The organism is Curtobacterium sp. 18060, from assembly GCF_902706105.1.
In the GTDB taxonomy this organism is placed as follows: Bacteria; Actinomycetota; Actinomycetes; order Actinomycetales; family Microbacteriaceae; genus Curtobacterium.
This window is the reverse complement of record NZ_CACSJV010000006.1, coordinates 89657-108848: the sequence shown is the minus strand read 5'-3', so window position 1 is coordinate 108848 and position 19192 is coordinate 89657. Positions and strand designations below refer to the sequence as shown.

General features: G+C 71.5%; 23 protein-coding genes. 18 read left to right on the top strand and 5 right to left on the bottom strand.

Features of this window, described 5'->3' with window-relative positions:
* Positions 1–64 precede the first annotated feature (64 nt).
* The 6 genes from hxlB to GVL05_RS05255 all read left to right on the top strand — a co-directional run bounded on the left by hxlB (position 65) and on the right by GVL05_RS05255 (position 6043).
* The gene (hxlB, locus tag GVL05_RS05280; RefSeq protein ID WP_123339553.1) at positions 65–628 is read left to right on the top strand and encodes a 6-phospho-3-hexuloisomerase; all 564 of its coding nucleotides are present in this window, start codon (positions 65–67) and stop codon (positions 626–628) included.
* Positions 629–639: 11 nt separating this feature from the next.
* Positions 640–1266, top strand: coding sequence for a 3-hexulose-6-phosphate synthase (hxlA, locus tag GVL05_RS05275; RefSeq protein WP_111083537.1), 627 nt, complete (start codon positions 640–642; stop codon positions 1264–1266).
* Positions 1267–1371: 105 nt separating this feature from the next.
* Complete coding sequence (locus GVL05_RS05270) at positions 1372–1866, top strand: GNAT family N-acetyltransferase (protein WP_159571894.1); 495 nt, start codon at positions 1372–1374, stop codon at positions 1864–1866.
* Positions 1863–2603, top strand: coding sequence for an alpha/beta hydrolase (locus tag GVL05_RS05265; protein ID WP_123339425.1), 741 nt, complete (start codon positions 1863–1865; stop codon positions 2601–2603). The genes GVL05_RS05270 and GVL05_RS05265 overlap by 4 nt, the downstream gene beginning before the upstream one ends.
* Positions 2604–2688: 85 nt before the next feature.
* A complete protein-coding gene (locus tag GVL05_RS05260; protein ID WP_111083533.1) occupies positions 2689–3456 on the top strand; it encodes an HAD family phosphatase in 768 nt (255 codons plus the stop codon).
* 76 nt (positions 3457–3532) lie between these two features.
* Entirely contained in the window at positions 3533–6043 is a 2511-nt protein-coding gene (locus tag GVL05_RS05255; protein ID WP_159571892.1) for a glycoside hydrolase family 65 protein, read from the top strand.
* A gap of 80 nt (positions 6044–6123) precedes the next feature.
* On the opposite strand, the gene GVL05_RS05250 is transcribed toward GVL05_RS05255, so the two are convergent.
* Positions 6124–6510 (bottom strand): VOC family protein, encoded by a 387-nt coding sequence (locus tag GVL05_RS05250; RefSeq protein ID WP_123671387.1) that lies wholly within the window; start codon positions 6508–6510, stop codon positions 6124–6126.
* Positions 6507–7022 (bottom strand): DUF1697 domain-containing protein, encoded by a 516-nt coding sequence (locus GVL05_RS05245; protein WP_159571889.1) that lies wholly within the window; start codon positions 7020–7022, stop codon positions 6507–6509. The genes GVL05_RS05250 and GVL05_RS05245 overlap by 4 nt, the downstream gene beginning before the upstream one ends.
* Positions 7023–7112: 90 nt before the next feature.
* On the opposite strand from GVL05_RS05245, the gene GVL05_RS05240 reads away from it, so the two are divergent.
* Positions 7113–7685 (top strand): transcriptional regulator, encoded by a 573-nt coding sequence (locus GVL05_RS05240; RefSeq protein ID WP_159571886.1) that lies wholly within the window; start codon positions 7113–7115, stop codon positions 7683–7685.
* On the top strand, positions 7682–8971 hold the full coding sequence (locus tag GVL05_RS05235) for an MFS transporter (RefSeq protein WP_159571883.1): 1290 nt from the start codon (positions 7682–7684) through the stop codon (positions 8969–8971). Before GVL05_RS05240 ends, GVL05_RS05235 begins: the two co-directional genes overlap by 4 nt.
* A 19-nt stretch (positions 8972–8990) precedes the next feature.
* Here the strand turns inward: GVL05_RS05235 and GVL05_RS05230 are convergent, their stop codons facing one another.
* A complete protein-coding gene (locus GVL05_RS05230; protein ID WP_111083527.1) occupies positions 8991–9254 on the bottom strand; it encodes a hypothetical protein in 264 nt (87 codons plus the stop codon).
* A gap of 100 nt (positions 9255–9354) precedes the next feature.
* Here GVL05_RS05230 and GVL05_RS05225 point away from each other — a divergent pair, with 100 nt between their 5' ends.
* The 3 genes from GVL05_RS05225 (at position 9355) to GVL05_RS05215 (ending at position 10663) form a co-directional block, all read left to right on the top strand.
* Positions 9355–9819, top strand: a complete 465-nt coding sequence (locus GVL05_RS05225) for a prevent-host-death protein (protein ID WP_131920992.1) — start codon at positions 9355–9357, stop codon at positions 9817–9819.
* 127 nt (positions 9820–9946) lie between these two features.
* Positions 9947–10168, top strand: coding sequence for a hypothetical protein (locus GVL05_RS20120; RefSeq protein WP_235035857.1), 222 nt, complete (start codon positions 9947–9949; stop codon positions 10166–10168).
* 42 nt (positions 10169–10210) lie between these two features.
* Positions 10211–10663 carry a hypothetical protein gene (locus GVL05_RS05215; protein ID WP_159571880.1) on the top strand — a complete coding sequence of 151 codons (453 nt, stop codon included), beginning with the start codon at positions 10211–10213 and terminating at the stop codon, positions 10661–10663.
* A 149-nt stretch (positions 10664–10812) separates the two neighbouring features.
* On the opposite strand, the gene GVL05_RS05210 is transcribed toward GVL05_RS05215, so the two are convergent.
* The gene (locus GVL05_RS05210) at positions 10813–12285 is read right to left on the bottom strand and encodes an NCS2 family permease (RefSeq protein WP_123293062.1); all 1473 of its coding nucleotides are present in this window, start codon (positions 12283–12285) and stop codon (positions 10813–10815) included.
* 176 nt (positions 12286–12461) lie between these two features.
* Between GVL05_RS05210 and folE the strand changes: the two genes are divergently transcribed.
* From folE to GVL05_RS05185, 5 genes are all read left to right on the top strand, one after another.
* Positions 12462–13055: a GTP cyclohydrolase I gene (gene folE / locus GVL05_RS05205; RefSeq protein ID WP_123293064.1), complete on the top strand. Its 594-nt coding sequence runs from the start codon at positions 12462–12464 to the stop codon at positions 13053–13055.
* A complete protein-coding gene (folP, locus tag GVL05_RS05200; RefSeq protein WP_159571877.1) occupies positions 13052–13990 on the top strand; it encodes a dihydropteroate synthase in 939 nt (312 codons plus the stop codon). Before folE ends, folP begins: the two co-directional genes overlap by 4 nt.
* Positions 13987–14769, top strand: coding sequence for a pyrimidine reductase family protein (locus GVL05_RS05195; protein ID WP_159571874.1), 783 nt, complete (start codon positions 13987–13989; stop codon positions 14767–14769). The genes folP and GVL05_RS05195 overlap by 4 nt, the downstream gene beginning before the upstream one ends.
* Before the next feature lie 10 nt (positions 14770–14779).
* Positions 14780–15433, top strand: a complete 654-nt coding sequence (locus tag GVL05_RS05190) for an HAD-IA family hydrolase (RefSeq protein WP_159571871.1) — start codon at positions 14780–14782, stop codon at positions 15431–15433.
* A gap of 115 nt (positions 15434–15548) precedes the next feature.
* The gene (locus GVL05_RS05185) at positions 15549–16091 is read left to right on the top strand and encodes a type 1 glutamine amidotransferase domain-containing protein (protein WP_111083520.1); all 543 of its coding nucleotides are present in this window, start codon (positions 15549–15551) and stop codon (positions 16089–16091) included.
* Between the two features lie 106 nt (positions 16092–16197).
* Here GVL05_RS05185 and GVL05_RS05180 read toward each other — a convergent pair whose 3' ends face one another.
* A complete protein-coding gene (locus GVL05_RS05180; RefSeq protein ID WP_159571947.1) occupies positions 16198–16734 on the bottom strand; it encodes a molybdenum cofactor biosysynthesis protein in 537 nt (178 codons plus the stop codon).
* 334 nt (positions 16735–17068) lie between these two features.
* Between GVL05_RS05180 and GVL05_RS05175 the strand changes: the two genes are divergently transcribed.
* Both GVL05_RS05175 and GVL05_RS05170 read left to right on the top strand, forming a co-directional pair.
* Positions 17069–18667 carry a DNA-3-methyladenine glycosylase 2 family protein gene (locus GVL05_RS05175; RefSeq protein ID WP_235035856.1) on the top strand — a complete coding sequence of 533 codons (1599 nt, stop codon included), beginning with the start codon at positions 17069–17071 and terminating at the stop codon, positions 18665–18667.
* Positions 18664–19176 carry a methylated-DNA--[protein]-cysteine S-methyltransferase gene (locus tag GVL05_RS05170; protein WP_111083519.1) on the top strand — a complete coding sequence of 171 codons (513 nt, stop codon included), beginning with the start codon at positions 18664–18666 and terminating at the stop codon, positions 19174–19176. The genes GVL05_RS05175 and GVL05_RS05170 overlap by 4 nt, the downstream gene beginning before the upstream one ends.
* The last annotated feature ends 16 nt before the right edge of the window (positions 19177–19192 follow it).

The following is a 19192-nucleotide window of genomic DNA, read 5'->3' as shown; positions in this document are numbered from 1 at the left end:
CGGGTGGGATGCCTGCCGACGCGGGTAGCGGTGCGGCGGGCCGCGCGACGGCATGCTCGTGGACATGGCAGAACCCACCGTCCCCGCAGCGTTCGACGTGATCGTGCGCGAGGTCACCGACCTCGCCGCGAACGTCGACGACGCGTCGGCCGAGCGCGCCCTCGACCTGATCGACCGCTCCCACCGTGTCTTCGTGCACGGTGCCGGCCGTTCCGGACTCGCGCTGCGCATGACCGCGATGCGGCTCATGCACCTCGGTCGCGACGTCCACGTCGTCGGCGAGGTCACCACGCCCGCGATCCGGCCCGGGGACGTGCTCCTCGTCGCGAGCGGTTCCGGCACGACCACCGGCATCGTGCAGGCCGCCCGCACCGCGCACGACGTCGGCGCGTCCGTCGTCGCCCTGTCGACCACCGACGACTCCCCGTTGTCCGAGGTCGCGGACGTCACCCTCGTGCTGCCGGCAGCGACGAAGACCGACCGCTCCGGCACGGCCTCGGCGCAGTACGCCGGCAGCCTCTTCGAGCAGGCCGTCGCCCTGGTCGGCGACGCCCTGTTCCACACGCTCTGGTCCCGCGGCGGGCAATCCGCCGACGACCTCTGGCCCCGACACGCAAACCTCGAATGAAAGGCATCCACATGCAGCTCCAGTTCGCCATGGACACCCTGACCACCGAAGCCGCCCTCGAACTCGCCGCCGCGGCCGCGCCGCACGTCGACGTCCTCGAGCTCGGAACGCCCCTGATCAAGAGCGCCGGCCTGTCCGCCGTCACCGCGATCAAGGAAGCCCACCCGGACAAGATCGTCTTCGCCGACCTCAAGACGATGGACGCCGGCGAGCTCGAGGCCGACATCGCGTTCTCGGCCGGAGCCGACCTGGTCACCGTCCTCGGTGTCGCCGGTGACTCGACCATCGTCGGCGCCGTCAAGGCCGCGAAGAAGCACGGCAAGGGCATCGTCGTCGACCTGATCGGCGTCTCCGACAAGGCCGCCCGTGCCCGCGAGGTCGTCGCGCTCGGCGCCGAGTTCGTCGAGGTCCACGCCGGGCTCGACGAGCAGGCGGAAGAGGGCTTCACGTTCTCGACACTGCTCGACGCCGGCAAGGAGTCGGGTGTGCCGTTCTCGATCGCCGGCGGCGTGAACGCGTCCTCCGTCGCCTCGGTGCAGGAGGCCGGTGCCCGGATCGCCGTCGCCGGCAGCGCGATCTACAGCGCGTCGGACGTCGGCGCAGCAGCCGCCGAGATCCGCGCCGCGATCACGGCGTAGCGCCCGCGGCGCCCGCGGCGCGATGGTGAGCAGAAATGGTCGAGTGCGCATCCCGCACCCGACCATTTCTGCTCACCGAGGGACCTCCGCCGGTACCGTCGAGGCGTGACGATCGAGCTGCGCCGGGTGACCGCGGACGATTGGCGCGTCTGGCGACCCGTCCGGCTGCGAGCGCTCGCCGACTCCCCGCACGCGTTCGGCTCGACGCTGCAGGACTGGGCGGACGCCCCCGAGCACCGCTGGCGGACACGCCTGTCGATCCCCGGTGCGCTCGACCTGCTGGCGGTCGCCGCCGAGGGCGACGTCGTCGGGATGGCCAGCGGTGTCCCGGGCGCCGACGCCGGTGCGCCAGCCGAACTCATCTCGATGTGGGTCGACCCCGCCAGCCGGGGCCGAGGCGTCGCACGTGCCCTGATCGAGACGATCGCGGAGTGGGCAGCGGCCTCCGGTGGCAGGGCGCTCGAACTCTCCGTGATGCCCGACAACACCGTCGCCCGGCACACCTACGAACGCGCCGGGTTCACCGCACTCGACGAACCGGGCGCTCCCCTGCCCGACGGTCGGAACGAGGTGCTGATGCGTCGTACGGTGGTCGCATGAACCGAGTACTGCGGTGGACCGCGTGGATCGTCGCCGTGCTGCTGGTGGTCGTGGTGGTGTTCCTCGTCTGGGCGCACATCGTGATGCAGGGCACCCGGAGCGCTGCGCTGCAGGTCTGGCGCGACGACCGTGTGTCGGTCCAGGATGCCGGTGACTCCGTGGTGATGACGCCCACGGGGCAGGCCGACGGCAAGGGCATCGTGTTCATCCCGGGTGCGAAGGTCGATCCGTACGCGTACATGGCGACCTTCCGGCAGGTGGTCGCGAACGGCACGACGGTCGTCATCACGAAGCCGACGCTCAACCTCGCGTTCTTCGACACCCGACCGCTCTCGACCTTCGAGGCGCACGCGCCGGATGTCGCGACCTGGGCGGTCGGCGGGCACTCGCTGGGCGGGGTCCGTGCCTGCCAGCTCGCGCAGGACGCTGACGGCCTGCTGCTGCTCGGCAGCTACTGCGCGAACGACATCAGCAGCTCGTACATCGACGTGCTGAGCGTCTCGGGCTCGCGTGACGGGCTCTCGACCCCCGACAAGGTCGACGCGGCCCGGCACCTGTTGCCGTCGACCGCGACGATGACCGAGGTCCAGGGTTCGAACCACGCCGACTTCGGCGCCTACGGGGACCAGCCGGGCGACCGCACGGCGACCATCAGCCGCGAGGCCGCCCGCGAGCAGATCTCCTCGGCGATCGAGGAGTGGGCGCGCGACCTGCCGCCGGCCCCTGGCCTGCGCTGACGGCGCGGTCTGAACACGCGTGCTGGAGCGGTCCTAGACTCGAGGAGAGCAACGTCCACGAACCCCGTTCCCTGAAGGGCTGCAGATGACGACGCCGACCCGGCGCACACCCGCGCGACTCGCGGACACGCGAGCGCTCCTGTTCGACCTGGACGGTGTCCTCACCCCCACCGCCGACGTGCACATGCGCGCCTGGAGCCGGCTCTTCACGCCGTACCTCGAAGCGCACGGGGTCGCGCCGTACACACAGGCCGACTACTTCGCGTACATCGACGGCAAGCCGCGGTACGACGGCGTGCGGTCGCTCCTCGAGTCGCGGGGCATCGACCTGCCGCAGGGCACCCCGGACGACGGCCCGGACGACGACACCGTGTGCGGTCTCGGCAACCGGAAGAACGCCGAGTTCACCGCCGAGCTGGACGAACACGGCGTCGAGCCGTACCCCGGCTCGCTCCGGTTCCTCACCGCCGCGATCGACGCCGGCTTCCACGTCGCGGTCGTCTCGAGCTCCGCGAACGCCGTCTCGGTGCTGCGGACCGCCGGCATCCTCGACCGGTTCACCGTCGTGGTCGACGGGCTCGTCGCCCGCCAAGACGGCCTGGCGGGCAAGCCCGCCCCCGACACCTACCTGGACGCCGCCGGGCGCTTCGGACTGACCGCCGCCGAGTGCGTCGTGGTCGAGGACGCCACCAGTGGTGTGGAAGCCGGCCGGAACGGGGCCTTCGGGCTCGTCGTCGGGGTCGACCGCGGAGCGGGCGCCGACGCGCTGCGCGAACACGGTGCCGACGTCGTCGTGACGGACCTCGCCGACCTGGTCGCGGACCTTCCCCACGCGACCACCAGCACGACGTAGCCAGCGCGCCGGAGGCGAGCCGCGCCTCCCGGTCGAACCGACGTCCCCACGCCACCCTCCCTTCCCACGGAGCACCATGAACCCCATCACCTCGGACCCGCTCGACCGCGTCCGGTACCCGATCGACGAGTGGGCACTCGTCGAGACCGAGTACACCCCCGACCAGCAGGGCGTCGCCGAGACGAACTTCGCCGTCGGTAACGGGTACCTCGGCCTGCGCGGCAACCTCGACGAGGGCCGCGGCGGTGTGCAGTACGGCACGTACATCAACGGGTTCCACGAGACCTGGCCGATCCGGCACGCCGAAGACGCCTTCGGGTTCGCCAAGACCGGCCAGACGATCATCAACGCGCCCGACGCCAAGGTGATCCGGCTCTACGTCGACGACGAACCCCTCGTGCTGGCCGAGGCGGACATCCTCCACCACACGCGGCGCCTCGAGTTCCGCGGCGGCTACCTGTTCCGCGAGACCGAGTGGTCGACGCCGTCCGGCAAGCGCGTGCTGATCCGGTCCCGCCGCCTGGTGTCGTTCACCGATCGGCACCTCGCCGTCATCGACTACGAGGTCACCGTGCTCGACGCGGACGCCTCGATCCTGCTGTCCAGCCAGATCCTGAACCGCCAGGACGTGCAGGACGAGTACCACGCGGGGATGCGCGCAGCCGCGAACGCCTTCGACCCGCGCAAGGCCGAGGCCTTCACCGACCGGGTGCTCGAACCGAAGCTCAAGCGCAGCACCGGCGCCCGTTCCCTGCTCGGGTACCAGACGTCGAGCTCCGGCATGACGATCTGCGTCGGTGTGGAGCACCACCTCGAGACCGAGAACAGCTGGGACGAGTCGTCGTCGATCGACGACGACCTGGCGAAGCACGTCTACCGCGTCCAGGCGCGTGCCGGGCAGCCGATCCGACTCGTCAAGCACGTGGTGTACCACACCTCCCGCGGTGTCCCGGTGCGCGAACTCGCCGACCGCTGCGACCGCACGCTCGACCGGGCGCACGCCGAGAACATCGACGAGACGTTCGAGAAGCAGCGCGTCTGGCTCGACGACTACTGGGCCCGGAGCGACGTCGAGATCGCCGGGCAGCCGGAGATCCAGCAGGCCGTCCGGTGGAACCTGTTCATGCTCGCGCAGGCCACGGCCCGCACCGACGGGCACGGCATCGCCGCCAAGGGCGTCACCGGCTCCGGCTACGGCGGGCACTACTTCTGGGACATGGAGATCTACGTCCTGCCGTTCCTGTCGTACACGGCGCCGATCGTCGCCCGGAACGCGCTGCGGTTCCGCTACAACATGCTCGACGCCGCACGCTCGCGGGCACGCGAGCTGAACCAGCGGGGTGCCCTGTTCCCGTGGCGCACGATCAACGGCGAGGAGTCGAGCGCGTACTACGCCGCCGGCACCGCGCAGTACCACATCGACGCCGACATCGCCCATGCCCTGATGCAGTACGTGCGGGCGTCCGGTGACACCGAGTTCCTGAAGCGCGGGGCGATCGACGTGCTCGTCGAGACCGCCCGGCTGTGGGCCGACCTCGGCTTCTGGCGCTCCAACGGCGACAAGAAGTTCCACATCGACGGCGTCACCGGGCCCGACGAGTACACGACCGTCGTCGACGACAACCTCTACACGAACGTCATGGCGCGGGCGAACCTGTGGTTCGCGGTGAACGCGTGCCGCGAACTCGCGGCCGACGACGTCGAAGAGTACGACCGGATGGTCCGGCGCACCGGTCTGCGCCCCGACGAGCTCGTCGAGTGGGAGCACGCCGCCGAGTCGATGGAGATCCCCTTCGACCCGCACCGTGGCATCCACCCGCAGGACGCCCAGTTCCTCGACAAGGAACTCTGGGACCTCGAGAACACCCCCGAGTCCAAGCGTCCACTGCTGCTCCACTACCACCCGCTGGTCATCTACCGGTTCCAGGTGCTCAAGCAGGCCGACGTCGTGCTCGCGCTGTTCCTGCAGGGGCACGAGTTCACCGCGGCCGAGAAGCGCCGCGACTTCGACTACTACGACGCGCTCACCACGGGCGACTCGACGCTGTCGGCGGTCGTGCAGTCGATCATGGCGGCCGAGGTCGGGTACCACGACCTCGCCGACCAGTACTTCCAGACGGCGCTCTACGTCGACCTGGCCGACCTGCACGGCAACACCTCGGACGGCGTGCACATCGCGTCGACCGGTGGCATCTGGGGTGCGCTCGTCAACGGGTTCGGCGGCATGCGCGACCACGGCGGCCGGATGACGTTCAACCCGCGACTGCCGCGGCACTGGGACTCGTTGACCTACCGTCTGACCGTGCGCGGGTCGCGGGTCCGGGTCGACCTCGGGCAGGACGCCATGACCTTCACGGTCGAGTCCGGCACGGGTTTCACCGCCTGGGTGCACAACCAGCAGTGGGACATCGAGGCCGGCGAGCCGACCGTTGTTCCGTTGCCGCACCAGGGGCCGCGGATGTCCGGGCACGCACCGACCACGAGCGACATCCAGGGCACGCTCCGCGCCGACGGCTCCGTGATCACGGCCTCGATCCCGACGATCTCGCTCCAGCGCGACTTCGACGTGGACGAGACGACCGCTTAGGGCGGCACGTCGGCCGTCGGCCGACGAGACGACCGCGTAGGGCGTCACGTCGGCTGTCGGCAGGGGCCCGCTCGACCCCGTCAGCTCGCGACGAGCTCGACCTTGAAGCGTTCGGCGTCCTCCAGGAAGGCAGCACGGTGGTCTGGACCGCCGGCGTACGGGTGCCGGTCCTCGTAGAGGCGGGTCCAGCCGTGCGCCGGTGCGTCCGTCCACAGCTGCTCGACCTGTCCGGCGTCGCCGGCGTGGAACGCGAGGTGGCTCAGCCCGGGCCGTCGGCGGTCGTGCGCGCCGTCGAGCGGTGCGGCCTCGAGAACGAGGTAGACGTCACCGAGTCGCCAGCTCCGGCCCGCTGGCCACTCCTGGAACGGCGTGTACCCGAGCTCGCCGAGCAGCCAGCCCCACGCCCTGCTCGCCGTGTCGAGGTGGGCGGTGCGGAGCTCGACGTGGTGCAGGGCTCCCCGGGTCACAGGAGCTTCCGGAGCGTGTTCGTGTTGCGCGTCGTGGTCGAGCGCTTGAAGCGTGCTGCCCCGGCCCGCTTCGCGAACACGGTGTCCGTGCTCGACCCCTTCGGGCACGACCAGTACACGACCCCGTCACCCCGGGCGACCTGCTCCACGGCGGCGTCGAGCGTGAGGTCGGCGAGCAGCGCATCGAGGGCGTCGTCGTCGGAGCCGAACACCACGTAGTCGTGCCGATCGTCGGCCCGGTCGAACGGGAACCCCTCGACGATGCGTTCGAGGTCGTCGTGCGGGACGAGCACGATCCACGCGTCGTAGCCGAAGCGGTCACGGAGTGCCTGCTCGATCGTGGCCTTCAGGGTCGGCGCGTCGGCGTCCGTCCCGAACACCACGTTGCCGGATGCGAGCACCGTGCGGACGTCGTCGAAGCCGAGTCCACGGAGCAGTTCCGCGAGCTCGGCGTTCTTGATCGTGATGCCGTTGACGTTCACTCCGCGCAGCAGCGCGATCCACTTCGCCATGCCGGAACCGTAGCGCGGTGGCGGCCGTCTCAGCCGATCAACTACACAAGAAGCATTGCGCAAGAGTTCTTGTGCATCTATCGTCAGAGCATGACCGTGCGCAGACTCGACGACGCCGCCCACATGCGTGCCCTCGCCCACCCGACCCGACTGCGGATCGTCGGGCTCCTGCGTTCCGGTGGACCGCAGACCGCGGCGATGCTCGGCGACGAGATCGACGAGGCACCCGGCACGATCAGCTACCACTGCAAGCGCCTGGCCGACGCGGACTTCATCGAGCCGGCGCCGGAGCTCGGTTCGGACCGGCGGGAGCGGTGGTGGCGTGCGACTGCGGACCACACGTCGTGGGACCTCGCCGATGCGTTCGACGACCCGGAACGGATGCTCGCCACGACGGCACTCGACCACACCGTCGCCGATGCGTACGCGGCCGAGTACGGGCGGTTCATCGACCAGGCGCCGGTGCTCGGCCGTGAGTGGGTCGCGGCGTCGACCAGCTCCGACGAGGTGCTGCGACTGACCGCCGAGGAGCTCACCGGCCTCGGCGCCCAACTGCGTGCCGTCGTCGAGCGATGGACGGCCGTGAGCGACGCGCACACGCCGGGTGACGGGTCGGAGCGCGTCATCGCCGTCACGCAGAGCTACCGGACGGGGCGACCGTGAACGCCCGGGCACGGTTGCGTGCGCTGCTCGCGGTCCAGGTCGTCTCGCGGACCGGCAACGTCGTCACGACCGTGGCCGTGCCCTTCGCAGTCCTGGCCCGGGGCGGCTCGGCAACGGACGTCGGGATCGCCGCCTTCGCCGCGACGGTGCCGATCGTCCTCGGCGGCCCGTTCGGCGGGGCGCTCGTCGAGCGGGTCGGGTTCGTCCGTTCGAGTGTGGCGTCGGACCTCGTCAGCGGTGCGACCCTCCTGGCGATGCCCGTCCTCGCCTGGACGGTGGGTCTGCCGTTCTGGGCGCTCCTGGCGCTCGTGTTCGTGAGCGGCCTGTTCGACCTGCCCGGGGAGTCCGCACGTCGGGTCCTGCTCCCGGGGCTCGCCCGATCGGCCGGCGTTCCGCTGGAGCGCGCGGTCGGTCACTTCGAGGCGTCCCAGCGACTCTCGGTGCTCATCGGCGCGCCGCTCGGCGGGGTGCTCGTCGCGGCTGCCGGACCGATGGCCGCACTCGTCTGCACCGCTGTGGCGTTCGGTACCGCAGCGCTGCTCGCTGCGGTACTGGTCCGGCCAGCGGGCGACGACGCAGCGGGCGACGACGCAGCGGGCGACGACGCAGCGGGTGCGAGCGCTGACGCGGCTCCGACCAACGGGTACTGGCGGGACATCGCCGAGGGCTTCCGGTTCTGCGTCCGCGACCCGTTCTTCCGGCTCGTGATCGCCCTCGTGCTGATCACGAACCTGCTCGACGCGGCCCGGTCGACGACGTTGCTCCCGCTCTACGCCGCCGACGCACTCGGCGGGGCGCAGGCGCTGGGCTTCGTGACCGGGACCTTCGGCGGTGCGGCGTTCCTCGGGTCGGTGGCCTTCGGGTACGTCGCACACCGCGTCCCCCGTCGGATCACGTTCGTCGTGTGCTTCGTGCTCGCCGGTGGGCCCTCGCTCCTGGTGCCGGCGCTCGGCCTCGGGCTGCCGTGGATGCTCGCTGCATCGGCACTGTCGGGCCTCGCTGCCGGCGCACTCAACCCGATCCTCGGTGCGGTCGAGCTCGAGCGCATCCCGGTGCACATGCGGGCCCGGGTGTTCGGGCTGCTCGGAGCCGGGTCCTGGGCGGGCATCCCGCTCGGCGGACTGCTCGCCGGGTTCGCGGCCGAGGGCGTCGGTGTGCAGGCGACGTTCGGAGCGGTCGTCGTGCTCTACACCGTCGTGACGCTCGCGCCGCTGACGGGTGGCGCCTGGCGTCTCATGGAACGACCGGCTCCGGAGCGGGCGCCGGTCGAGCGCGTGACGACGTAGTCCGCATCCGGGGCGGCGCTCACGTCCACGTCCGCGCGACGCCCCAGCCGCTGCCCTCGGGCACGATGTCGACCACCAGCGTGTCCCCGTCGTCGGCCGTGGCCTGGAAACGCCAGCCGACCGTGCGCTCGGGGGCGTGGGTGATGGCGGTCGGCAGCTCGGCCCGCGTCACGGTCAGACGGGTCGGGGTGTCGCTCACCCGCCAGCGGCGCCCGCCCCAGACCAGCCGGCTCGGTGCGCCCTCGGACCACCACACCGTGGCGGCCGTCTCCGTGATCATCATCGGGTCTCCTCGTTCGAACGTGTGTTCGAATGCTAGGTCGCAATCGAACGGCGAGCAACTGCGGGTTGTGTTCAGAACGCGTTCTGAATACGCTGGATCTATGACCCTGACCGCCCCTCCTCGCTCGCGTCGTGCCGTCCAGTCGTCCGACCTCTCCCGCCACTCGAGAGAAGTGTTCGCTGCAGCTGAAGAAGAGCCGCTCGAAGTCACGCGGCGCGATGGAAAAGCGCTCGTGCTCACCACGAAGGAACGCTCGGACGACGACGACGCGGTCCTCGAGATCGCTGCGCAGTTGATCGCTGCAGTGACCGTCAACGAGGGGCTGCCGCTCCACGATCGACTCGCCATCCCCTACCCGTGGATCAAGCTCCTGAGTCGAGACGACCAGCAGCGATTCGCACGTGAGATCGTCGACGTGGCTCGTGGATCGTTCTCGCTCAGGCAGCCGCGGGCCTTGCTCGTCGAGATGCAGGCGTGGCGCAGCAGTGCCGAGGCGATCGCGGCGGGCTGGAGCACCGGCGAACCCGAACTCCTCGAGCACCCGATCGTCCTCGACGCACCGTGAAGCCGTGGTCAGTCGCGGCACCGGTGTCCCCCGTCCGGTACGGACGACGGAGTTCACGGTCGTCCTGGGTACGCGCTCGGCAGAACACGGCTGGCGAGACGTCCTGGCGACACAGCGGAACGCAGTCGTGTCAGCCTGGGAGCGGTTGACCAGCGATCCCTTGTCCGAGGACCTGGCCTGCCATGCGCTCCGCGGTGCGCTCGGCGTCGTCCGGCACTCGGGTCGCGAATGGACACGTCGGCAGCTCGAACTGAAGCGGGGCGCGCGGATCTGGTTCACGGTGGACGAGGCGGATCGAGTCGTCTGCATCACAGACGTCCACACGCGCCATCCCAACCAGACGAAGTGACTACTGCGCCTGACCTCGGACGCCCTCGTGTAGACGGGGTGCATGACGAACGACGATCAGGGCCCCGACGAACATCACAAGGTCCCCGCGGGGGTCTCCGACGCCACGGTCGAGGCACTCGGCACGCTGTCGGCAGCGGTCGAGGTCATCGAGCACGCCCGCGGCCTGCTCTACGGCTTCCACCGCCTGACGGGCACCGCCGACCTGAACCTCGGCGAAGCCGTCGAGCAGCTCCGGAAGGCCGGCCACACCGAACTCGCCGACCGCATCGACACCGAGCTCGTGGGTCGCAACGTCATCGCCGGCCGCTGGACGTTCCAGGTCGTCGAGGACTACGACGACGGGTACTACGCGCTCGCGAAGGAGCTGGAGCGCACTGCGCGGGACGAGCTCGTGCAGGGGCGCCGCCACCTGTTCGAGGCGGGCATGAAGGAGGACCGGCGGTCCGGCGGTCGACGCCACCACGAGGCGACGCCGGGCGACCTGCCGGACTGAGCACGGGGCTCCCGGCCGGCCCGAACGCGAAAGCGACAGTTCTCCGCGGATGTTTCGCGGACAACTGTCGCTTTCGTGGACCACCCTCGGACGGCCCCACAGGAACTGTCGCTCTTGCAGACCAGCCCCTGCCCAGCCCCCCCCCGGCCTCAGCCGACGCCGAGCAGCGCCTCCAGCGGCCCGCGTGCGAAGTACAGCAGGAAGCCCGCGGCGACGACGTAGAGCAGCCACGACACCTCGCGGCCCCGGCCGGACAGCAGCTTGATGAGGACCCAGCTGATGAAGCCCACGCCGATGCCGTTCGCGATCGAGTAGGTCAGCGGCATGACGACGATCGTCAGGAACGCGGGCAGGGCCGAGCCGAAGTCCGTCCAGGAGATGTCCGCGACCTGCGCGACCATCAGGGCGCCGACGACGACAAGTCCGGCGGCGGCGACCTCGAGCGGGACGACCTGCGTGAGCGGGGTGAGGAACATCGACGCCAGGAACAGCAGGCCGGTGACGACCGACGCCATGCCGGTGCGTGCGCCCTCGCCGATGCCGGCGGCGGAGTCGATGAAGACGGTGTTCGACGACACCGAGGCGCCACCGCCGGCGATCGCGCCGACGCCCTCGACGACGAGCGCCGACTTCAGGCGGGGGAACGTGCCGTCGGGCTTCGCGACGCCGGCGGCCTTCGCCAGGCCGGTCATGGTGCCCATCGCGTCGAAGAAGTTCGTGAACACGAGGGTGAAGACGAGCATCGACGCGGCCAACGGCCCGATGCGGCTGAACGCACCGAACAGGTCGGCGTGGCCGACGAGCGACAGGTCGGGGAACGCGAAGAGCGCACTCGGCAGACCGGGGGCGTTGAGGTTCCAGCCGGTCTTCGAGTCGACCGAGGTCGGCACCTGGAAGATCGCCTGCAGGATGATCGCGATGATCGTCGTGGCGACGATCCCGATGAGCAGCGCGCCCTTGACCTTGCGGGCCATGAGCGTGCCGATGATGACCAGGCCGATCAGGAACACGATGGTCGGCAGGGCGCCGACGGAGCCGTCCTCACCGAGCTGCAGGGGCGGCGACGCGAGCCCGGACGAGCGCACGAAGCCCGAGTCGACGAGGCCGATGAAGGCGATGAACAGGCCGATGCCGACGGTGATCGCTGCCTTCAGCTGCGCCGGGACGGCGGTGAAGATCATCGTCCGGATCCCCGTCAACGCCAGGACGACGATGATCACGCCGTTGATGACGACGAGGCCCATCGCCTCGGCCCAGGTGACCTGCTGCACGACGCTGACGGCCAGGAACGAGTTGATCCCGAGGCCCGCGGCGATGCCGAACGGCAGGTTCGCGATGACGCCCATGGCGATGGTCATCAGGCCGGCGACGAGGCCGGTCGCGGCGGCGACCTGCGCGTTCTCGAGCCAGCCGCCGGAGACGTCCTTGGCGGCCTGGTCGGCGCTGAACCCACCGAGGATCAGCGGGTTGAGGATGACGATGTACGCCATCGTCACGAACGAGACGAGTCCGCCTCGCACCTCGCGCGGGATCGTGGATCCGCGCTTCGTGATGGAGAAGTATCGATCGAGGCCGGTCGCGAAGCGGTTCCGGGGTGGGGTGTCGGTCTTCGTGGCGCTCACCGAGCAAGTTTAAAGCCTGCTGGGTTTCCGGCATGTCACAGGATCCTCACAGGGCGCGCAGGGTGCGCCGATGTCCGACCGGGAGGCCCGACCCGCGTGATCGGGGGACGTCACGCCGTGCGCCGGCTCGCGTTCTCCGGCCATGGCTGGTGTTGGATGGACCGGTGACGTCACGCATGGACCGTGCCCGCGTCGAGGCCGCGGTGCGCGAACTCCTGCTCGGCATCGGCGAGGATCCCGACCGCCCCGAACTCGAACGCACACCCGCTCGGGTCGCCGACTCGTACGCCGAGTTCTTCGCCGGCATCGGCACGGATGCCGTGGCCATCGCCCGCGACGGCACGGTGCACGCCGAGGACGGTGAACGCGGCCGACTCGTCATCGTCCGCGACGTGAAGTTCCGGTCCGTCTGCGAGCACCACCTGCTGCCGTTCCTCGGGGTCGCGCACCTGGCCTACGCGCCGGGTGATCGCCTGATCGGGCTCGGCACCCTCTCGCGTGTGCTCGACGCCGTGGCCTCGCGTCCGCAGCTGCAGGAACGGCTGGGCGAGCAGGTCGCCGCCACGATCGCCGAGGGGCTCGGTGCCGAGGGGGTCCTCGTGGTCCTCGACGCGCAGCACCAGTGCGTGACGACCCGTGGGGAGCGCCAGACCGGCTCGACGACCGTCACGGTCGCGGCGAACGGCTCGCTGGCCGACGCCGCGGGCCGGGCGGAGGCGATCGCGCTCATCGGTGCGGGGCGTGTGCCCGACCCCGAGGCGGACGCGTGACGACTGAGGGGGCCGCCACGGGCCTCCAGGCAGGATCGACCGCACCCGGCTGGGTCGTGCCGGACCTGCGGCAGCCGGTCCGTACGATCGGACGCAGAACGTTCGACTTCGACCACCGCATCGCCGTGATGGCGATCGTGAACCGCACGCCCGACTCGTTCTACGACCGCGGCGCCACCTTCGAGCTCGACCGCGCCGTCGCCGCCGCCGCCCGGGCTGCCGAACAGGGCGCCGACTGGGTCGACATCGGCGGCGTGAAGTTCGCTCCGGGGCCGGAACTGCCCGCTGCGGACGAGGTCGACCGCGTCGTGCCCGTCGTCGAGCAGCTCGCCCAGGAGTCCGACGTCACCATCAGCGTCGACACGTTCCGCCCCGAGGTCGCCGCAGCGGCGATCGCAGCTGGCGCGAGCGTGGTCAACGACACCACCGGCCTGTCCGATCCCCGGATGGCGGCCGTCGTCGCGGACTCCGAGGCGACGATCGTCATCACGCACTCGCTCGCCGAACCCCGGCGGCCCCTCGCAGCGCCGCCGCAGTACGACGACGTCACGGCGTCCGTCGTCGGGTTCCTGCGGGAGCGCGTCGACCGGGCGCTCGCCGCGGGGATCCCGGAGTCGCGGATCGTCGTCGACCCGGGCCACGACCTCAACAAGAACACCGTGCACACGCTCGAGGTCACCCGGCGCCTGCCCGAGGTCGTGGCGCTCGGCTACCCGGTGCTCGCGGCGGTGTCGAACAAGGACTTCGTGGGGGAGTCGCTCGGACGCCCGCGCGGCGAACGCCTGGCGGGCTCGCTCGCCGTCGCGACCGTGAGCGCGATGCTCGGGGCGCGGATCGTCCGGATGCACGACGTCGCCGAGAGCGTCGACGCGATGCGCATGGTCGAGGCGACGCTCGGCTGGCGCGCCCCGGTGGAAGCACGGCACAACACGTGAACCTCCTGCCCCCGTCGATCGCTGAGCTGTCAGACGACGACCTCATCGACCTGTACACCGCGGGTGCGTCGGCGCCGTGGCTGCGGGTGAACTTCGTGGCGACGCTCGACGGGTCCGCCTCGGCCGCCGGGGTCTCGGGGTCGCTCGGCGGCCCGGACGACCTGCGCGTGTTCGACCTGCTCCGCCGGGTCGCCGACGTCGTGCTCGTCGCCGCGGGCACCGTGCGTGACGAGGGCTACGGGCCGATGGTCCTGCACGACGCGGACGTGGCCTGGCGCCGGGCGCACGGCCTGCCCGACCACCCGGTGTTCGCGATCGTGTCGCGGTCACTGTCGCTGGACGCCGGATCCCGGGTGTTCACCGAGGCCCCGGTCCGGCCCGTCGTCCTGACCTCCGCGGCGGCGTCGGACGTCGGGGTCGCGCTGTCGTCCGTCGCCGACGTCGTGCCCTGCAGCACCGACACCGACCCCGACTCGGTCGACGTGTCGCTCGTCCGCGACGCACTGGTGGCGCGGGGGCTCGGCACGATCCACTGCGAGGGTGGCCCGTCGTTCCTCGGGTCGCTCATCGCCGCGGACGCCGTCGACGAGCTGACCCTGACGATCGACCCGTCGCTCGAGGGCGGCGCCGGGCCCCGGATCGCCCGCGGCAGTTCCCCGGAGCTGCGACGGATGCGGCCCGCGCACGTGCTCCGCGGTGCGGGTGACGTGCTGCTGACCCGGTACGTCCGGGCGGAGCCGTCCGCCCGAGTCCCGGTGCCGGTCGACCGCTTCGGCTAGGGTCGGGCGCGTGATCGACATCGTGGCGTCCGGGGTCCTCTTCGACATGGACGGGACGCTCGTCGACTCGACCGCGGTGGTCGAGGCGACCTGGACGAGGTTCGGTCAGGACCGCGGCATCGAGCCCGCCGAGATCCTGGCCTTCTCGCACGGCCGTCAGGCGATCAGCACGATCGAGCACTTCCTGCCCGGACTGGACCGCGACGAACAGCTCCGCATCGCCGCCGCACTGGTCGCCGAGGAGAGCGCGAGCAGCGAGGGCATCTTCGAGATCCCCGGCGCCGCAGCCTTCGTCGACCGGCTCCTCGACGCGGGGGTCCCGGTGGCGCTCGTGACGAGTGCGCCGCGCGACCTGGCCGCCGGCCGGATGGCGTCGGCGGGCCTGACCATGCCGACGGCGTTCGTGCCGTCCGAGGACGTCGAGCACGGCAAGCCGCACCCCGACGGGTACCTGCGCGGTGCCGCACTGCTCGGTGTCGCGGCAACCGACTGCGTGGCGTTCGAGGACGCCCCCGCCGGCCTCGAGTCGGCCATCGCCTCCGGAGCGACCACGGTCGTCGTCGGCCCGCACGAGTCGGACGTCACGGCGGGGCTCTACCGGGTGTCGGGGTACGAGGGCATCACCGTCGAGCCCGAAGGGTCCGCTTTCCGCATCCGCGGCTGAGGACCCGCTGCGTCCTGCGGGCACGCCCAGCGCTCCCCGACGACCCTCGGGTGTGCGGCCGGAACAACCGGGCCGCACGTGCGGCCGGAACCACCGGGCCGCGGAAGGAGCGACCATGGCAACCCTGGACGGCAAGAAGGTCCTCGTCATCGCGACGAACTACGGCGTGGAGCAGGACGAGATCGTCGTGCCCGTCGACCAGCTCCGCGAGCGTGGCGCGACGGTGACCGTGGCGGCGCAGGACTCCGGTTCGATCGCGACCCTCGTCGGCGACAAGGACCCCGGCAAGTCCCTCGACCCCGACACCACCATCGCCGGTGTCAACGTGACCGGGTACGACGCGCTCGTGGTCCCCGGTGGCACCATCAACGCCGACACCCTGCGACAGGACAACTCGGCGGTCTCCCTGGTGACGGCCTTCGTCGAGGCGAACAAGCCCGTCGCGGCGATCTGCCACGGCCCGTGGACCCTCATCGAGGCCGGTGTGCTGCGCGGACGGACGATCACCTCGTTCCCGTCGCTGCAGACCGACGTCCGGAACGCCGGCGCCGAGTGGGTCGACCAGGAGGTCCAGGTCGACGGCGGCATCATCACCTCGCGGAACCCCGACGACCTGCCGGCCTTCGTCGACGCGATCGAGAGCGCGCTGACCGCGTGAGCACGGTGCGCTGCCGCTGACGGCCCTGCCGCTGACGGCCCTGCCGCTGACGGCCCTGCCGCTGACGGCCCTGCCGCTGCCGGCGCTGCCGCTGACGGCACCGCCGTCAGCCCAGCGCGACGGGGCGGGTCGTCCGGAGCACCGCGGGTCCGAGGGTGAGCACACCGTCGGACTCGGGGTCGCACCGCACCCCGCCCCGTCCACGCATCGCCCGGAACGCACCCGGCGCCACCTCGTGGTCCATCCAGGCGCACGGGTTCGCCGGCCGGTACCCGCGGAACAGCACGGCACCGCTGCCGGGGCTCTGCAGCGAGAACGGCTCCCCCCGGAGCGCTTCGACGTCGGCGCCCCGCAGGAACACGTTCCGCCGGGTCGCCACGGGGTCGACCGGCACGCCGAGTGACCGTCCGACCTCCTCGAGGCCCTCGAGCCCGATGACCGTCACCGAGGCGTGCACATGCGCCCGCGCCGCGAAGTAGCGGTCGCCGACGATGCCGAGTCCCGCGCGGAGTTCGATGCGGTCGCGCAGCTCGTCCGGGTCGTCCGACCGGACCGGCAGGGCACCGTCGGCCGGCCTGCCCTCGTAGCGGTGGCGGCGCGACACGAGCAGCAGCGCGATCTCGACGTCGGTCCGGAACGGCAGGTCGACGGAGTCGGCGAGCCCGGCGAGCCCGGCGAGCTCGTCGGAGCCGACCCGGTGGTCAGACCCGGCCACGTCGTCTCCGGAGGTCACCCGCCCAACGCTAGCCGGGCCTCCCGGTCGACGCCGTGCCCTCGTCGGCACTGCGCCGAGGTTCCACAACACGCCGTCCGTGTGGCGCCGAGGTTCCACGGGCGAGCACATCGAGCACCGACATGCCGAGATCTCGGAACCTCGGAACCTCGGAACCTCGGGCCGCCCGCCACCCGCACCACGCGACCGCCGCGGCGTCCGATTTCCGCCAGTCGCGGTCGGTGGTGCGTGTCAGGCTGGGCGCGTGACCATCCCCGGAACCGACCAGCTGCACGCCGAGCGCTACCGCGTCGTCGCCTCGCGCGACGCACGCTTCGACGGCCAGTTCGTCACCGCCGTGCACTCCACCGGCATCTACTGCCGACCGAGCTGCCCGGCACGCACGCCCCGCGAGACCGGCGTCACCTTCTACCGCACGAGCGCCGCAGCGCACCTGGCCGGCTTCCGTGCCTGCAAGCGCTGCCTGCCCGAAGCGACCCCCGGCAGCCCCGAGTGGGACCTGCGCGAGGACGTCGCCGGCCGCGCGATGCGCCTCGTCCTCGACGGCGTCGTCGAGCGCGACGGCGTCCCGGGGCTCGCCGCACGGGTCGGCTACTCCGAACGCCAGCTCAACCGCATCATGACGGCCGAGCTCGGTGCCGGCCCGAAGGCGCTCAGCCGCGCACACCGCGCCCAGACGGCACGCACGCTGCTGACGTCGTCGGACCTGCCCATCGCGGACGTCGCCTTCGCGGCCGGGTTCGCGAGCGTCCGCCAGTTCAACGAGACCGTCCGCGAGGTCTTCGCCGTGACCCCGTCCGAGCTGCGCGCCCGTCGGACGCTCCGGCCCGCGTCCGACGGCGCACTGCACGTGCACCTGCCCGCGCGGCCGCCGTTCGACGCGCAGGGGCTCCTCGACTGGCACGCACTGCACGCCCTGCCGGGCCTGGAGCAGGTGGACACCGACGAATCCGGTCGGGTCACCTCCTACGGGCGGCTGCTCGACCTGCCGGGAGGCCCGGGCTGGTTCAGCGCATCGGCCGCGGTCGCGGGGACGGCCGGTTCCACGGCCGCCGGTCGCGGTGCCGGGATCGACCTGCGGGTGCGCGTCACCGACCTGTCCGACCTGCCGACGCTCGTCGCCCGCGTCCGGTCGTACTTCGACCTCGATGCCGACCCGGTCGCCGTCGACGCGGTGCTCGGCTCCGTGCCCGAGCTCGCTGCGGCCGTGCAGCGGGTCCCCGGCCTGCGGCTGCCCGGTGCCGTCGACGCGCACGAGATCGTGTTCCGCACCCTCATCGGGCAGCAGGTCTCCGTCGCCGCGGCCCGGACGGCCCAGACGCGGCTCGTGGCGGCGCTCGGTACCGCCGTGCCGTCGGCGATCCTGCCGGACGGCGTGCTGTTCCCGTCCGCAGCCGTCATCGCCGCCCGCGGCCACGAGGTGCTGCGCGGTCCGGCCGCCCGCGTCGACACGATCCTGCGGGTCGCCGCGGCGCTCACTGACGGGTCGCTCGTCATCGACGGCGGACAGTCCCTCGACGAGCTGCGCGAGCGGCTGCTGGCGGTGAAGGGCATCGGGCCGTGGACCGCCGACTACGTGGCGCTCCGGGTCCGGCACCACCCCGACGTGTTCCTCCACAGCGACCTCGCGGTGCGCAACGGTGCACAGGAACTCGGACTGCCCGGTACGGCGCGCGAGCTCTCCCTATGGTCGGAGCAGGTGGCGCCCTGGCGGAGCTACCTGACGATGCACTGCTGGCGACCGATCATCGACCGCGCGATCGCGACGGCCGCCGGCGCGCGGGTGCACGGCACCGGCCGTGCGCGGCACGCAGACAACGACCCTCGGAAGGACGAACGATGACCGACGCAACCATCCAGACCCTGGACACCCCGGACGGGGCCTTCACCGTGCTCGAGGACGCCGAGGGCCGTGTCCTCGCCTCGGGCTGGACCGACTCCGTCGACCGGATCCTCGGGCGGCTCGCCGACCGGTACCGGCCCAGTCGCATCGTCGACGGCACGGTCGCCGCCGCTGATGCCGTGGACGCCTTCTACTCGGGCGAGGTCGAGCACGCCATGCAGGTGCCGGTGCGGCAGTTCGGCACCGACCTGTTCACCGAGGGGTGGCGGCAGCTCCGCCGCATCCCCGCCGGCGGCACCCTGACCTACACCGAGTTCGCGGGGGCGATGGGTCGCCCGGACGCCGTGCGGGCCGCCGCCAGCGTGTGCGCACGGAACGCTCCCGCGCTGTTCGTGCCGTGCCACCGGGTGCTGCGGTCGGACGGCACGCTCGGGGGCTTCGCATGGGGGCTCGACGTCAAGCGATCGTTGCTCGAACGAGAGTCGGTCGGCACCACGGCGCTCGTCTGAGTTGTACAAAACGCTC